Annotated in this window: 10 protein-coding genes; 4 read left to right on the top strand and 6 right to left on the bottom strand. The window is 32.7% G+C overall.

The annotated features are described in order from the left end of the window. The first annotated feature begins 16 nt into the window (after nt 1-16). Complete coding sequence (locus D6T69_RS02500; protein WP_125066300.1) at nt 17-529, top strand: acyl-CoA thioesterase; 513 nt, start codon at nt 17-19, stop codon at nt 527-529. 6 nt (nt 530-535) lie between these two features. Here the strand turns inward: D6T69_RS02500 and D6T69_RS02495 are convergent, their stop codons facing one another. From D6T69_RS02495 to D6T69_RS02470, 6 genes are read right to left on the bottom strand one after another with little or no spacing between them, the layout of a single operon-like run. Beyond that, nucleotides 536-1,570, bottom strand: a complete 1,035-nt coding sequence (locus D6T69_RS02495) for an AI-2E family transporter (RefSeq protein ID WP_164506675.1) — start codon at nt 1,568-1,570, stop codon at nt 536-538. Nucleotides 1,571-1,625: 55 nt separating this feature from the next. Beyond that, nucleotides 1,626-2,843 (bottom strand): murein hydrolase activator EnvC family protein, encoded by a 1,218-nt coding sequence (locus tag D6T69_RS02490; RefSeq protein ID WP_206197831.1) that lies wholly within the window; start codon nt 2,841-2,843, stop codon nt 1,626-1,628. A 2-nt stretch (nt 2,844-2,845) separates the two neighbouring features. After that, on the bottom strand, nt 2,846-3,613 hold the full coding sequence (locus tag D6T69_RS02485; RefSeq protein WP_125066298.1) for a DUF4292 domain-containing protein: 768 nt from the start codon (nt 3,611-3,613) through the stop codon (nt 2,846-2,848). Nucleotides 3,614-3,633: 20 nt separating this feature from the next. Next, nucleotides 3,634-4,551, bottom strand: a complete 918-nt coding sequence (locus D6T69_RS02480; protein WP_164506674.1) for a tetratricopeptide repeat protein — start codon at nt 4,549-4,551, stop codon at nt 3,634-3,636. 58 nt (nt 4,552-4,609) lie between these two features. Then, nucleotides 4,610-5,626 (bottom strand): sugar nucleotidyltransferase, encoded by a 1,017-nt coding sequence (locus tag D6T69_RS02475; protein WP_125066296.1) that lies wholly within the window; start codon nt 5,624-5,626, stop codon nt 4,610-4,612. A 57-nt stretch (nt 5,627-5,683) separates the two neighbouring features. Next, nucleotides 5,684-7,345 (bottom strand): ABC transporter ATP-binding protein, encoded by a 1,662-nt coding sequence (locus tag D6T69_RS02470; RefSeq protein WP_125066295.1) that lies wholly within the window; start codon nt 7,343-7,345, stop codon nt 5,684-5,686. 295 nt (nt 7,346-7,640) lie between these two features. Here D6T69_RS02470 and D6T69_RS02465 point away from each other — a divergent pair, with 295 nt between their 5' ends. The 3 genes from D6T69_RS02465 (at nt 7,641) to D6T69_RS02455 (ending at nt 16,834) form a co-directional block, all read left to right on the top strand. After that, nucleotides 7,641-10,373 (top strand): GEVED domain-containing protein, encoded by a 2,733-nt coding sequence (locus tag D6T69_RS02465; RefSeq protein ID WP_125066294.1) that lies wholly within the window; start codon nt 7,641-7,643, stop codon nt 10,371-10,373. A gap of 212 nt (nt 10,374-10,585) precedes the next feature. After that, nucleotides 10,586-13,282, top strand: a complete 2,697-nt coding sequence (locus D6T69_RS02460; protein ID WP_125066293.1) for a GEVED domain-containing protein — start codon at nt 10,586-10,588, stop codon at nt 13,280-13,282. A 66-nt stretch (nt 13,283-13,348) separates the two neighbouring features. Then, on the top strand, nt 13,349-16,834 hold the full coding sequence (locus tag D6T69_RS02455; RefSeq protein WP_125066292.1) for a M4 family metallopeptidase: 3,486 nt from the start codon (nt 13,349-13,351) through the stop codon (nt 16,832-16,834). The last annotated feature ends 228 nt before the right edge of the window (nt 16,835-17,062 follow it).

Raw genomic sequence — 17,062 nt, 5'->3', positions numbered from 1 at the left:
CATCAAAATTTAATTGATGAGAGCAAAATCACCAAGAGAATCGTTAACTGTACTTACCGATTTAGTTTTACCAGGAGAAACAAATTATTTAGATAATCTTTTTGGAGGAGAGTTATTAGCTCGTATGGATAGAGCTTGTAGTATTGCTGCACGCCGTCATTCGAGAAGAATTGTAGTAACAGCCTCTGTAAACCACGTAGCCTTTACCAAATCGGTACCTGTAGGGAGTGTGGTAACTTTAGAAGCAAAGGTTTCACGTGCTTTTAAATCATCAATGGAAATTTATGTAGATGTTTGGATTGAAGACCGTCAATCTGGTGAAAAAACGAAGGTAAATGAAGGAATTTACACGTTTGTTGCTGTTGATGAAACAGGAAAACCAGTACCAATTCCTCAAATTGAACCAGAAACCGAATTAGAAAAACAACGTTACGAAGCAGCATTGCGTAGAAAGCAATTAAGTTTGGTTTTAGCAGGGAAAATGGACCCTAAGGAAGCAATAGAGTTGAAATCTATTTTTATGGATTAAAACAGTTTATATTTCATCTACATTGCCACTTTCAGATAAGAGAATGGCAATGTTTTTTGTTTTATCAAATTGTGAAAAGATAATAATCATAATTACCGTGATAGGTACTGAAAGTATCATTCCAGTAATTCCCCAAATTTCTCCCCAAACAGCTAAAGAAAGTATGGTAACTAGCGGACTTAAATTTAGCGACTTTCCAAAAACTCTAGGTTCTACAACATTACCAACTACTACCTGAATACTACCTACAGCAAATAATATGACTAAAAAAGGAGGAAACTCTCCAAACTGAATTAAACAAAATATGGCTGGAAAAGCAGTTGCTATTAGCGACCCTATAGTAGGTATATAATTCAATAAAAAGATAAGAAATGCCCAAAACGGAGCTCCATCTACACCTACTAACAGCAATACAAAATAACTAAGTATACCGGTTAATAAGCTTACATAGGTTTTTAGTCGTAAATAATTTGAAATTGAGTCTTCAATCTTTTTTAAGATAACTTGAAAGCTTTTAGGATTATTTTGAGTGCTCATAAACATCTTCTGTAACTTCTTTTTAAAATTACTTTCCTCTAAGAAGATAAATAAGGCGTAAATAATAATCATAAAGGTATTTCCTAGCAAACTACTAATTCCGTTCGCTATATCGCCTAAAACAGAGCCATAATCAAAATCTCCAATAACTGATTGTAGCGACTTGATAATGTCGATATGAAAATAAGCATCTAAACGTTTTATAATAGCATCAACATTCGGTTCATATTTAGAGTATGAAGTGGTTAGGTTTGAAATACTGTTGGTAATTATTTCCGAAACAAAGCCAAACCCTAAGATGATAAATGTAAAAACAAATACATTGCTTAGCCAAAAAGGAATAAAGCGTTTGGCAAAAGGAATTTTGTAGATGGTTTTGCGAATTTCACGTGTTAAAAACCAAAAAATAAGTGCAAAAACAAATGGAATTAAAATTCCTTTTCCAATAACCAATGTTGCAATAATTGCTACGGTTACAATAATAAAGTTTGATGCGTTTTTCACACGTTTAAATTTGATTACAATTTAAAAATAAAATTTATAACTATTTTTAATGGTATTATGAGCGAATCCACTGTGCAGGATTCAATCGATTTCTGTTTTTGTATAGCATAAAACTAAGCTGTGTTTTACCAGTAACTTTATTGGTAAATACCTTTCCTAATTTATCGCCAGTTTTTACTATATCTCCTTTTTTCACATACACTTCTTTTAGTTTATTGTATGCAGAAATATAGTTACCGTGTTGTACTAATACAGATTTTCGACCATCAGAATGTAATTGAATAACTAGCACTTTTCCGTTAAAAATACTTTTTACATCAGTATTTGCTTTGGTAGCAATATATAACCCGTGACTATTTATACTAATTCCGGGAAATGTTGGGTGTGGTTGTACTCCAAATTTTCGTGTAATAACACCTTTAACAGGCCAAGGTAAATTACCTCTATTTTGTTCAAAATTAGCAAGTAAAGCTTTTTCTTCGGCATTTAAAATAAAACCAGAGCTTTTGGTTTTACCTTTTGTAGTTTTTTTGCCTTTGTTTGCTTTAGCAATAGCATCTCTAATTAACTTATCAATTCTTGCAGCAATTCTTTTTTCTTCTCGTTGCTTTTTCTGTAAATCGCTTTTATATTTTTTTTCTTCTTTTTTAATTTTAGAGATGAGTTTTTCTTGGTTTTTCTTATCGTCTTCAATTTCTTTTTTCTGACTTTTCTCGTCAGAAAGTAACGCTTCTTTTGATTTTTTTTGAGCAGTTAGTGAATCGTTTAATTGCTTTACCTCTTTCGCTTTTACGATAATTTCTTCTCCTTGTTTTTTTCTGTAATCTTTGTACTGTTGCATGTACTTTAAGCGCTTATAGGCTTGGTAAAAGCTTTCAGAAGATAATAAAAACATGGTTTTACTCTGTTGCGATTTACTTTTATAAGATTTAACTACCATGTCTCGGTAGTCATTTTTTAACTCAGCTAGTTCGTCGTTGTATTTTTTTAATTGTTGTTCGTTAGACTTAATTTCTTTTGAAAGTAACTTAGTTTCTAATTCAATAGTTTCTATTAAGCGTTCTCTAACACCAATTTTTTGGTTTAAATCTTTTAAATCATCTAAAGCACTGCTCTTTTTTTTCTTTGTTTTGAATAAAAGATTATTAACCTGCTCTATTTCATTTTTAAGTTTCTTTCGCCTATTTTCAAGCTCTTTCCTACTTTGAGCAAAAGAAGAAATTCCTACAAAAAACAGGCATAAAAAAGAGATGTAAAAAACAGGGTACTTCATAATTATAATTGAATTTCTTTATATCCGTTAGGAATATTAAAACTTACATTTAATTTAGTGTCATATTCTACTGAACGAGTTGTAATATCAATAATAGTAAACTTATTTTTTTCTTTAGCTCTTATGTTAATTTTTTCAGGAAAAAAAGTAGTGTTTTTTTTATGATATTTTGGATAACTAATGTCTAAACGTTGATCTTTTAACGAGTTTACTATTAATTGCTTGTTTAGTTTAAAGTGTTTAGGGTTTACATAGAAAAACAAGTCGAATAAAGTAGGTTGTTTTTTAGGAGATAATTGATATGATTTTTCTTGAATTTGAACTTCTTGACGTTCAGATTTTACATCCATCAACGCCTCTCCTAATAACATGCTTTGTAACTGTTTAAAATTAATATCGGTTCCTAATAATTTTTTTAGCATCATAAAATCTCCATCAAAATAGCTTTTTTCATAAGGAGAGTAAAACTGAACTTTTGTAGGAGTGATTTTAGCTTTAAAAATAGAGATGATTTTGGTTCCTTTTAACCAAATAACTTCGTCTTTTTTAATCTTCATTCTTACTGAAAAACCTAAACTTTCTTTATTGTTTTTGTAATTAACTTTTAAACGAGCATCTACCGTTTTTTTGTCAAAATTTGTAGCAATATGCTTTTTTGCTACTTTGCGTGCTGATAATTCTTTAATAGCGACATCACCAGTAACGTTTTTGGTAGATTTACATGAAGTTAAACCTAAAAATAATATAAGTAATAAAGTGGTGTATTTCATAAATTTTATACTAACGAAACCTATTTTAAAATCTTTTCAGCTTTGTTTTTATAGGAATTGGCTTTTTTGACATCATTCAATCCTTGGTAAGCTTTAGATATTTCTAAGTAAAATTTAGCTTCTATTTCATTATTGTCAATAACAAAATCAATGCCGTTCTGTAAGGTTTCTAATGCTTTTTTATAATCTTTATTGTTATTAAACGCTTTTCCGTTCATTAAATATACAAAAGGTTGCGCAGGAAAAAGAGCTAAACCTTGTTCACTATATTTTAACAGGTCAGTATCATTGTCTGCAGCCAACTTATCTAGTAACATTTTTAAATTATTATAAGATTTTTCTTTTTCAAAAAGTGATTTAGGATCAAGGTTTTCAGTGACTTTTGTTGGTTGCTCTTCAGTTGTTTTTCGAGTATTTATTTTTCTTTCAATAGAACGAAGTCTGGCATTTAATAATTTAGCTTCTTTTAACTCTGCCAATACTTTTTTAGCAGAGGTAACATCTTTGTTTTGGAGATGTAAAAAAACAAGTAACTGTTTTTTCTTTGGGTTTGTTGCAGCTATTTTTTGTTGCGCAATTATAGCATCATCAAAATTGGCTAACTTTCTTAAAATAAAAACTTTGTGTTCAAGCATCCAAACATTATTAGGTTCCAATTCTAAAGCTAAATCAATGTAAGATAGAGCTTCAGGGTTTCTACCTAACTTTTCATAGTTTTTAGAAAGCTCAAATAAAACAGTTTTGTTGTTTGGAAGTATTCTGTTACACTTTTCTAAATTTTGTATAGCTTTTTGGTAATTAAAAATAGCTTTGTCTGAAAGTGCTCTAAAAAAATATTGTTGAAATTCAATATTGTTTTTTTCAGCAATGTTAACTGATGCTGGTATGCTATCTTGAGCGTTTAGAAAGTGAGAAAAGAAAAGAAAGAAAAAAGACAATATTACTTTAGAAAAAAAGTTTTTTTCTCTCTTCTCTCTTCTCTTTACTATTGAGGTTTTATGTAAGCTCTGTATAATCACCTATACTTACCGATGTATAATTAGCATTGTATTTTGCATGGTTACCAACCATAGCATTATCTAAATTGGCATTCGAAATATGAGCATTTGTTTGAATTAAAGAGTTAGTAATTGTTGAGTTTTCAACAACACTGTTTTCACCAATTGAAACAAAAGGGCCTATTTTAGTGTTTTTCAACACTACATTTTTTCCAACATAACAAGGTTGAATAATTTCAGCGTTCTCTAATACAACGTCTTCAGATACTAAATTGTTGCCGTCTGCTTGTTCAAAACCTAAAACTTGTTTGTTGGTATCTACTGTTGGGTCTTTTTTACCGCAATCCATCCAAGTATTTACTTTTCCAGGAATAAACTTGGCTCCTTTTACTTTTAAAGCTTCTAGAGCTTCTGTTAATTGATATTCACCAGAAGGTCTGATATCGTTATCAATTAAATATTTTATCTCTTCTAATAATTTATCAGCATCTTTAAAATAATAAATACCAATAATGGCTAAATCTGAGACAAACTCTTTTGGTTTTTCAACAAAATCAGTAATAAATCCGTCTTTTAATTTTACTACACCAAAAGCGCTTGGATCTTCCACTTGCTTCACCCAAATAGCTCCGTCAGCGTTAGCATCTAATGTAAAATCAGCCTTAAATAACGTATCAGCAAAAGCTACTACGCAAGAACCACCTAATGATTCTTTAGCACAATAAATAGCGTGAGCAGTTCCTAATGCTTCTTCTTGCACGTATACAGAACCCTTTGCACCTAAGTTTTCGGCTATTTTTATTAATTTATCTTTTGTGTCTGCAGGAAACCCTTTAGCAGCAGGTCCAATTATAAAAGCAATTTCCTCGATAGGTTGATCTACAACAGAAGTGATATCTTCCACTAATCGTTGTACAATTGATTTACCAGCAATAACTGTTAATGGCTTAGGAGTTGTTAATGTATGAGGTCTTAAACGAGACCCAATTCCTGCCATTGGTACTATAATCTTCATATTCTTTCTTTTCGTTTTTAACGGTGCAATATACCATTAATAACGCAGTGAAAAAAGTTATAGTCCTTTTGGTATAGCTTCTATTAATGTTTGGGTGTATTTTGTCTTTGGATGTTGGTAAATTTCGTCAGCATCAGCTATTTCTTCAATCCTACCCTTGTTCATTACAACTAATTGATCGGCCATATATTTTACGACAGATAAATCATGAGAAATGAATATGTAAGTAAAATTAAATTCTGATTTTAATTGATTCAATAAGTTTAACACTTGAGCTTGTACAGACACGTCCAGAGCAGAAACAGATTCATCACAAATAATTAGTTTTGGCTGTAAAGCTATGGCACGAGCAACTCCTATACGTTGACGTTGACCGCCAGAAAATTCATGTGGGTAACGATTAAAATGAGTTGCCTCTAAACCTACTTTTTCTAATAAATTGCACACATATTCTTTTCGTTCTTTATTAGAATTTAAAATGTTATGAACTTTCATAGGTTCTAAAATAGCATTACCAACTGTAACTCTGGGATTCAGTGAAGAAAATGGGTCTTGAAATATAATCTGAATTTCTTTTCGAAGTTTTTTAAAGTCTTTTCTCGAGAGTTTGGTAATATCTGTTCCGTTATACAGAATGCTTCCCGAAGTGGCTTTTTCTAGTTGTAAAATAGTTCTGCTTAAAGTGGTTTTTCCACAACCGCTCTCTCCTACTAGTCCTAAAGTTTCACCTTCATAAATTTTAAAAGAAACATCATTTACCGCTTTTACAACAGTTGGTTTTGAAAACCATGAAGCATTGCTGATAAAATCTTTATGTAAATTCATTATTTCTAATAAAGGATGTCGATTATATATTTTTTGATGGAAAGCAGTGCGTTCTTCATCCGTATACACTGTAGAGTCTATAGTTTCGTTAATAAAATCTTTAACCGTAGGTAGGGTTTTTAATCGTTTTTCTGTATTTGGTTTTGAGTTGATTAAAGCTTTTGTATAATTTTCTTTTGGGTGTAGAAAAACATGATTAGCACTTCCCTTTTCTACTATTTTTCCCTTATGCATTACCACAACAGAATCTGCAATTTCAGAAACCAATGCTAAATCGTGTGAAATAAAAATAATTCCCATTTCAAACTCTTGTTGTAGTTCTTTTAATAGTAAAATAATTTCTTTTTGTACTGTTACATCCAATGCTGTGGTAGGTTCATCAGCAATTAAAAGTTGAGGTTTACATGCAATAGCCATGGCAATCATTACACGCTGTTTTTGTCCACCACTTATTTGATGAGGATACGAATCGTAAATAGCTTCAGGTCTGGGAAGTTTTACCTTTGAGAATAAGGAAATAACTTCTTCTTTTATTTCATTATGTGATAGTTGTGTGTGTTGTTGTAAAATTTCAGCAACTTGAATACCACAAGTTAGAGTTGGATTTAAAGAAATCATCGGTTCTTGAAAAATCATGGCTATTTGGTTACCACGTATTTTTTGAAAATCTAGTTCATTAAAATCTAACAAAGATTGTTGGTTAAAAAGTAGCTTACCTTTTATTGTAGCAGTTTTAGGAAGTAATCCTAAAATAGCTAAAGAACTTATTGATTTTCCGCTACCACTTTCTCCTACGATTCCTAGTGTTTTATTTTTTTCAACACTAAAAGAAACCTGTTGAACAACAGGCTGAGAGTTTTTAAAGGAAATTTCTAAGTTTTTAACTTCTAGCATTAATCATAAATTTTAATAAAAGTACAATTAATATTTTCATTTTATTCTTAAAAACTAATCAAGAATTTAACTAACTGTTAATAAATAGATTAGTTATGTATTGAGTAATGTAAAAAGAAATAGATAATTCAGTTTAAGTAGGTGTTTTTTTCTTATATAAAAACATTTATAATTGTTAAAAATATATTGTTTTTTAATTTTTATTATGGATTTCTTAATAAAAATATATATTTGCTCCCGCTTTTAATTGAAAGAAAGCAAAAAAACTAAAAAAATTAATTAAAAACCCTTCAAAATGAAACGAAAAATTACCCTTGCACTTGTGTGCTTGTTTATGGTAGTTACTGCCTTTTCTCAACAAAATCAGACGCAAGTAAAAAGAACTTGTGGAGTAATGGAAGATTTAGAGTATAGAAAATCTAAAGATCCTAATCTTCAGAACCGTATGGATCAAATCGAAAAATTTACTCTGAGTAAAATTCAAGATTTAGAAAACCGTCAAGGAAAAATAGAGGGTGAGATTATTACCATACCTGTAGTAGTACACGTTTTATACACAAATTCGACAAACAACATTAGTGATGCTCAAATTCTTTCACAAATTGATGTATTAAATAAGGATTTTCGTAGACAAAATACGGATAAAACAAATAAATGGGCACAGGCAGCTGATACTCAAATAGAGTTCGCTATGGCTAAAATTGACCCTAGTGGTAACTCAACTACAGCAATTACTAGAAAACAAGTAAGCAGCTCAGATTGGGGAACAAAATATAAAGCGTATAACGCAATGAAAAGTTCTGCATCGGGAGGAGTTGACCCATGGGATACCACTGAATACTTGAATATGTGGATTGTTCCAAAAATGACTAATACAAGTCCTGTAGGAGATAGAACTATTTTAGGTTTTGCACAGTTTCCAGGAGGAGATGCTTCTACTGATGGTTTGGTAATGATTCATGATGCTTTTGGTTCTACAGGAACGCTTAATCCTTCGTTTAACCTTGGTAGAACTACCACACATGAAATAGGTCACTTTTTTAATTTACGTCATATTTGGGGTGACGGTGGTTGTGGTGTTGATGATTTTGTAGCAGATACTCCAGAATCAGATGCTGCGAATTATGGTTGTAAAACAGGACATGTTTCTTGTGGTACAGAAGATATGGTTCAAAATTATATGGATTACTCAGATGATGCATGTATGAACTTATTTACTTTAGGTCAAAAAAACAGAATGCGTGCTGTTTTAGAAGCAGGAGGAGCAAGACGTTCATTAGCACTATCTAATAAGGCAGATGCGCCAGCAGTTTGTAATGTCACAGTGCCAACAGGTGTAAATACATCTTCAGTTACTGCTACAGGAGCTACAGTTTCTTGGACAACTATTTCAGGAGCAACATATGATGTAAGATATAAAGCAACAACGAGTTCTTCATGGACAACAGTTGCCTCTTCTTCGAATTCTGTAACTTTAAGTGGATTATCAGCTTCTACTTCATATGAAGTACAAGTACGTAGTAAATGTTCTTCAACAAACTCAAACTATAGTGCTTCTGTAAACTTTACAACACCATCAGTAACCATTTCATATTGTACTTCAAGTGGAAACACTACCTATGAAACAGGAATAACAAAAGTGGTTTTTGGTACTATAAATAATGCAGATGGTACAGCAAAAGATAAGGGATATGAAAACTTTACAAATTTAAGTACGACCGTTTCTCAATCTTCATCAACAAATCTTACGGTATCAGTAAATACAGATGGAAACTATAGAATTGATGTTTTTGCTTGGATTGACTGGAACCAAGATGGAGATTTTACAGATAGTGGAGAAGCGTATGATTTAGGTAATATTAGTAATGTTTCTAATGGGGCTTTACCTACAAAAGCGATTGTTGTTCCTGCAAATGCGAAATTAGGAAGTACAAGAATGAGAATTTCAGGAAAATATAATTCAGATCCTACATCTTGTGGGACAAGTTTTGATGGAGAGGTAGAAGATTATACAGTGGTAGTTGGTACTACACAGGCAGATACTCAAGCACCAACCGCACCAGTAAACTTAACAGCAGCTAGTGTAGCACAAACTTCTTTAACATTAAGCTGGACAGCTTCAACTGACAATGTTGGTGTTACAGGGTATGATGTATATCAAGGAGCTTCTAAAATGGGTTCAGTAACAGGAACTACAACAAATGTAACAGGATTAACAGCAGGAACAGTATATACGTTTTCAGTAAAAGCTAAGGATGCAGCAGGGAATGTTTCAGCATCAAGTAATACAGTAAATGTAACGACACTATCTAATTCAGTATCTTATTGTGCTTCTAAAGGAAGCAATTCATCTTATGAGTGGATTGATAATGTTGAGTTAGGAGGAATGAAGAATGCAACTGGAGATAATGGAGGGTATGCTAATTTTACTTCAAAAGTAGCAACTTTAGCAAGAGGAAGCTCAAATCAAATGATTGTTAGCGCAGGCTTTAAGAGTTCATCATATACAGAACACTGGTCAGTTTGGATTGATTTTAACCAAAACGGAACATTTGAAAGTAGTGAAAAAGTTGTAACTGGACCTTCATCAAGTGCGAATAACTTAACATCAACAGTTAATGTACCTTCAGGAGCTACATTAGGATCAACAAGAATGCGTGTTTCAATGAAGTTTGATGCTGCTCAAACAGCTTGTGAAACATTTAGTTATGGTGAAGTTGAGGATTATACGGTAAACATTGTTTCGAGTGCAAGAGAAGATAATATTGTAGACGCAGAAAGATTAGGAAATGAAACAACTCAAAACTTAGAGGTATATCCAAACCCTACTATTGATTTTGTAAATGTTAAATTAAGTTCTTTAGCAGAAGATACTACATTTAGAATTGTAGACACAAGAGGAAGAGTAGTTAAATCAGGAGTTTTAGATGCTACAAATATTAATGTTTCAAAATTAAAAACAGGATTATATATTCTTGAAGTTAATGACGGTCAAAAGCTATTAAAAACTAAACTTTTGAAGAAATAAACTTAAAAAGTAAAGCATAAAAAAGTAAAAGCCTTAGAGATTCTTCTAAGGCTTTTTGCTGGTTATTAGTATGTTATAGTGAATTTATTTTTCGTTTTTATAGGTTTTTAGTAAAAAAAATATATATTTGCTAATGTTTTAACAAAAAATTAAGAGCGTTTTTTCTAGGTAGAAAAAATGTTCTTAAATAAACTTTAAAAAACCCTTCAAAAATGAAAAACAAAATTACCCTAGCACTTCTGTGCTTATTTTTTGTTGGTGCTTCGTATGCCCAAGAAAAAAGAAACTGTCACTCAATGGAAAACCTAGAGTACAGGCAATCCCTCAATCCTTCTTTAAAAAATAAAATGCAAGAAATAGAGTCTTTTACTCAAAAAAGAATTGCAGAAAAGAAGAACTACCAAGGAAAAATAGTAGGAAATATTATTCAAATTCCAGTAGTTGTACACGTTATTTATAGTAACTCACAAGAAAACATTAGTGTAGCACAGATTCAGTCACAAATGGATGTTTTAAATGAAGACTTTAGAAGAACTAATTCAGATAAGACAAACAAATGGTCACAAGCAGCGGATACAGAAATAGAATTTTATTTAGCTCAAGTAGATCCAGATGGTAATCCAACAACTGGTATTACAAGAAAATCATCATCTAAAACTTCATGGGGAACTAGTGATGCGATGAAAAAATCTTCACAAGGAGGAGTAGATCCATGGGATACCTCTGAGTACCTTAATATGTGGGTATGTAATATTGGTGGCGGAATCTTAGGATATGCGCAGTTTCCGGGAGGTAGTGCTGCTACTGATGGAGTTGTAATGAGTCCACAATATTTTGGTAGTTCAGATAAAGGATCAGGTTTTTACTTATCAGCTCCTTTTGACAAAGGAAGAACAACTACGCATGAAGTAGGTCACTTTTTAAACCTAAGACATATTTGGGGTGATGGAGGCTGTGGTGTTGATGATTTTGTTTCTGATACTCCAGAGTCTGACGCTGCAAATTATGGATGCTCAACAGGACACACATCTTGTGGTTCAGAAGATATGGTTGAAAATTATATGGATTATTCAGATGACTCTTGTATGAATTTATATACACTTGGACAAAAAAACAGAATGCGTGCTGTTTTAGAAACTGGAGGAGTACGTAGAAGTTTAGCGTTATCTGATAAAACAGGAGGTTCTACTTCGTGTACAGCAACAGTACCAACAGGAGTAACTGTTTCTAGTATTACTTCTTCAGGTGCATCAGTATCTTGGACAGCAGTTTCAGGAGCTACATACGATGTGAGATATCGTCAAACAGGAACTTCATCATGGACAACTAATGCGGTTTCTGGAACTTCAACATCTTTAAGCGGATTATCAGCTTCTACTCAATACGAAGTACAAGTACGTAGTAAATGTTCAGACGGATCAAATTCAGCATACAGCGCCTCTTCAACTTTTACAACTTCTGAAGTAACAATTTCTTATTGTTCTTCAAAAGGAAATAGTGTTTCTGATGAGTATATTGGAAGAGTACAATTAGGAACTATTGATAATAGTTCGGGAGGAGGAAATGGTTATTCAGATCATACAGGAATTTCAACAAATTTAGCAAAAGGAACTTCTCATACTATTACCATTACACCAACCTGGACAGGAACAATATATAACGAAGGATATGGTGTTTGGATTGATTATAATCAAGATGGAGATTTTTCTGATTCAGGAGAAACAGTTTGGACAAAAGCGGCATCAAAAGATACGCCAGTTAGTACATCTTTTACAGTACCAGCTTCAGCTACGGATGGAGCGACAAGAATGCGTATAGTTTTAAAATATAATGCAACGCCAACAGCATGTGAAGCTTCATTTTCTTATGGTGAAGTAGAAGATTATACAGTAGTAATTGGAGCAGGAGCACCAGATACAACTGCGCCAACTGTGCCAACAAATTTGGCAGCATCAAGTGTAACGCAAACTTCATTAACGTTAAATTGGTCAGCATCTACTGATAATGTTGGAGTAACTGGTTATGATGTTTACCAAGGAACAACAAATATTGGGTCTGTAACAGGAACTACAATGAATGTAACAGGATTAACAGCAGCTACAGCTTATACTTTCTCAGTAAGAGCAAAAGATGCTGCAGGAAATGTTTCGGCTTCTAGTAGTGCAATAAACGTAACAACTTTATCAAACTCTGTATCATACTGTGATTCAAAAGGAAATAACTCTTCGTATGAATGGATTGACAATGTTGAATTAGGAGGAATGACGAATGCAACTGGAGATAATGGAGGATATGCTGATTTTACTTCAAAAACTGCAACTTTAGCCTTAGGAAGTTCAAACCAAATGACAATTAGTGCAGGATTTAGTAGTTCTTCATATACAGAATATTGGGCTGTTTGGATTGATTTTAATCAAAATGGAACATTTGAGAGCAGTGAAAAAGTTGTAACAGGATCTTCATCAAGTGCTAATAACTTAACAGCTACAGTTGATGTTCCTTCGGGAGCAACTTTAGGAGCAACAAGAATGCGTGTTTCTATGAAATATAATTCTGCTCAAACACCTTGTGAAACATTTACTTATGGAGAAGTAGAAGACTATACAGTAAATATTGTTTCTAGTACAAGACAAGAATCTTCAGCTAGTGTAAATGGAGAAAGACTGGGTAATGAAAACACCTTAGATTTAATGGCATACCCTAATCCAGCAGTAGACTTTATACAAGTAAAATTAGCCTCTAGAGCTGATAATATGACTTATAAAATTGTAAATACAATTGGTAGAGTAATGAAAGCAGGTCGCTTAAATTCTTCGAGCATTGATGTTTCTAAACTAAATACAGGTATGTATATTTTAGAAGTTAATGATGGTCAAAAACTACTAACTACTAAGGTATTTAAAAAATAAATCTTACAAAAGCCTGAGAAATAACTCAGGCTTTTTAATTAAATCAATTAACTAAACCCTTCAAAAATGAAACACAATTATGCAAGAACTGTGTTTTTATCTGCTTTTCTATTCGCAGGAGTTTACACCATAAACGCCCAAGAAAATAGAGAGTTAAAACACGTTAAGTTCAACAAATCTTCAAAGGTGTCTTTACAAAAAGCACCAGATTTAATTAGACAAAAATTAAAGCTATTTAAAAATGATGGCTTACAAAAAATTAAATCAAACAGAGATGAATTAGGTTTTACACATGAAAAATTTCAACAAAAATTTAAAGGAGTAAAAGTAGAGTTTGCCACTTATACAGCGCATGCAAAAAATGGTGCTTTAATGAGTATGAATGGAGAGTTTTATGATGTAGGAAAAGTAAAAGTAATTCCAAAACTTTCAAAAGCTCAAGCATTCCAAAAAGCTTTATCACACACAGGAGCAGAAAAGTATTTATGGGAATTTCCTGAGGCTGCCAAAGAAATGGATAATTATAAAAAGCCTGAAGGTGAGTTATTAATTCTTCCTAGAGAGGTAATTGGAAAAAAAGAACCAAGACTAGCTTATAAATTTGACATCTTTGCTACAAAACCACTTAGCAGAGGTTATTTATATATAGATGCTCACACAGGAGAAGCATTATTTTACAATGCTATTATTAAGCATTTAGATGAATTTGGTCATGTAGGTGAACTTACCGAACATGCTAAAAAAAGTAAAAAAGCTACAGAAGCTATAACAGCAGCGTTTGTATCAGGTACTGCACAAACTCGTTATAGTGGTACAAGAACTATTGAAACGTCACTAAGTGGAGGTAACTACATTTTAAGTGATTCTGGAAGAAAAATTTACACCAGAGACGCAAAAAACCAAGCACCAGGTTCTACATATCCATATGTTACAAATTACGATCAATTTACTGATAATGATAATAATTGGACCACAGCTGAACATAGTGCTAACAAAGATGATGCAGCATTAGATGCTCATTGGGGAGCAATGATGACTTATGAGTATTTTTTACAAAAGCATAACAGAAATAGTTATGATAACAGTGGAGCTCAAATTAGAAGTTATGTACATGTTGATACGAACTACGATAATGCCTTTTGGAATGGTTCGGTAATGTCTTATGGAGACGGTTCTTCTAATGGGCAGGAAGGAAACGGAAACTTTGATGCTTTAACTTCTATTGATGTAGCTGCTCATGAAATAGGGCATGCCGTTTGTACTTATACAGCAAATTTAGCATATCAAAGAGAGTCAGGAGCTTTAAACGAAGCTTTTTCAGATATTTGGGGAGCAGCTGTTGAACATTTTGCAAAAGGAAATGGAAATGATTTAAACCCAGATCTTTCAGTTTGGTTAATAGGAGACGAAATAGACAGACGTAGTGGTTCTGCTGCTTTACGTTCTATGAATGATCCAAAATCACAAGGGCAACCAGATACTTACGGGGGAACTTATTGGAAGAACCCTAACTGTGGAACACCTACAAGATTTAATGACTACTGTGGAGTTCATACAAACTCAGGAGTTTTAAATAAATGGTTTTATTTATTAACTGTTGGAGGTTCTGGAACAAATGATGCGTCTGATACATACAATGTTACTGGAATTGGTATGGCAAAAGCTGCAAAAATAGCATATCGTACGGAAGCTAATTACTTATCAGCTAATTCAACATATGCTGACGCAAGAACAGCAGCAATTCAAGCAGCTACCGATTTATACGGAGCAAACTCTCAAGAGGTAATTTCTACAACAAATGCTTTTTATGCAGTTAATGTAGGAGAAGAATTTGTACAAACTTGTGCTTTAGCAGCACCAACAAACTTAAATTCATCAAATATTGGTGATAATGGATTTACAGTAACTTGGACGGCAGTTTCAGGAGCAGCTTCTTATGATATAACCATTGGAGGAAATACAACAAATGTAGCAGGAACAACATTTAATGCTACAGGGTTATTAAGCGGAACAGAATATACTGTATCTGTAGCTGCTAAATGTACAGCAGGTGGAACAGGAACACCAGCAACATTAAATGTAACGACAACAGGTACACCACCACTTAATTATTGTTCTTCAAAAGGAAATAGTGTTGCTGATGAATATATTGAAAGAGTCCAATTAGGAAGCATAGATAACACTTCTGATGGAGGTGGAGGATATTCTGATTTCACTACAATTTCAACAGATTTATCTATTGGTGATTCTAATACAATAACTATCACCCCAAAATGGACAGGTACTGTTTACAGTGAAGGTTATGGAGTATGGATTGATTATAATCAAGATGGAGATTTTTCTGATGCTGGAGAAACTGTTTGGACAAAAGCAGCATCGAAAGATACTCCTGTAAGTACATCATTTACAGTGCCAGCTTCAGCAACTCAAGGAACTACTAGAATGAGAATTGTATTAAAATACAATGCTACACCAACAGCTTGTGAAGCAACATTCTCTTATGGTGAAGTAGAAGATTATACAGTTAATATTACAAATGCTACACCAGATACAGAGGCACCAACAGCGCCTTCTTCAGTAACAGCATCTAATATTGAAGAAACGACAGCAACATTAAGTTGGACAGCGTCAACAGATAATGTTGGAGTAGCTAGTTACGAAGTATTTAATGGAACTACAAGTGCAGGAACTGTTAGTGGTACATCAATGAACTTAACAGGACTGACTGCAAATACTACATATAACTTTACAGTAAAAGCTAAAGATGCTGCAGGAAATGTTTCAACATCAAGTAATACAGCCACTTTTACAACCAAAGATGTATCTGCAGTAGAGTATTGTACTTCTCAAGGAAACAATTCTTCTTACGAATGGATCGACAGAGTTTCTATGGGAGGAGTTGATAACACTACAGGAAACGATGGAGGTTATAAAGACTATACAAACCTAATCATGAATGTAGCTCCAGGGTCTAATCGACTTTATGTAAGTGCTGGATTTAGTAGTTCTTCTTATACGGAGTACTGGAAAGCATGGATTGACTACGATAAAGATGGTGTTTTTGAAGACACTGAAGTTGTTTTAAGTGGGTCCTCTTCTAGTGCTGGAGACCTTTATGAAGACTTTACAATTCCATCAAATGTTTCAGGAACTACAAGACTTAGAGTTTCTATGAAGTATAACAGTGCTCAAACAGCATGTGAAACATTTACTTATGGTGAAGTAGAAGATTATACTGTTAATATTTCTTCTGGTTCTTCAGTAGCTGCAATAACTGGTTTTGCAGCAAATATTAGCGGAGAAGCAATAGGAAATGAAGAAAGTTTAGACTTACTAGCATATCCTAATCCAGCAGTAGATTTTGTACAAGTTAAACTTGCTTCAAAAGCAGAAAAAATAAGTTATAAAGTTATAAATACTGTTGGTAAAGTAGTAAAAGAAGGTCATTTAAAATCTTCTAATCTAGACATTTCAAAACTAAATACAGGAATGTACATTTTAGAAGTAAATGACGGACAAAAACTACTTACAACTAAATTGTTTAAAAAGTAAGTTTTTTAAGAACATTAAAGAAAGACAAGAGTCTGAGTTTTTACTCAGGCTTTTGCTTGTTTTAAATTGTAAATACCATGAGAATAAAATCTTTGACTTAGCTAGGGGTGGCTAAACTATTAAAATTTAGTTTGTAAAGGGTTAAAAATGAGTCTATTCAAAAGGTATAAAAGATAAAGAAAAGGTTGAATTGCAAAAGAACTAGGAAATAAAAACTTAATTATTCAA

Origin of the sequence: Tenacibaculum singaporense, assembly GCF_003867015.1 — a bacterium.
Classification (GTDB): Bacteria; Bacteroidota; Bacteroidia; order Flavobacteriales; family Flavobacteriaceae; genus Polaribacter; species Polaribacter singaporensis.
Note: the sequence above shows the minus strand (reverse complement) of the source record. Positions and strands in the feature narration are given on the sequence as shown.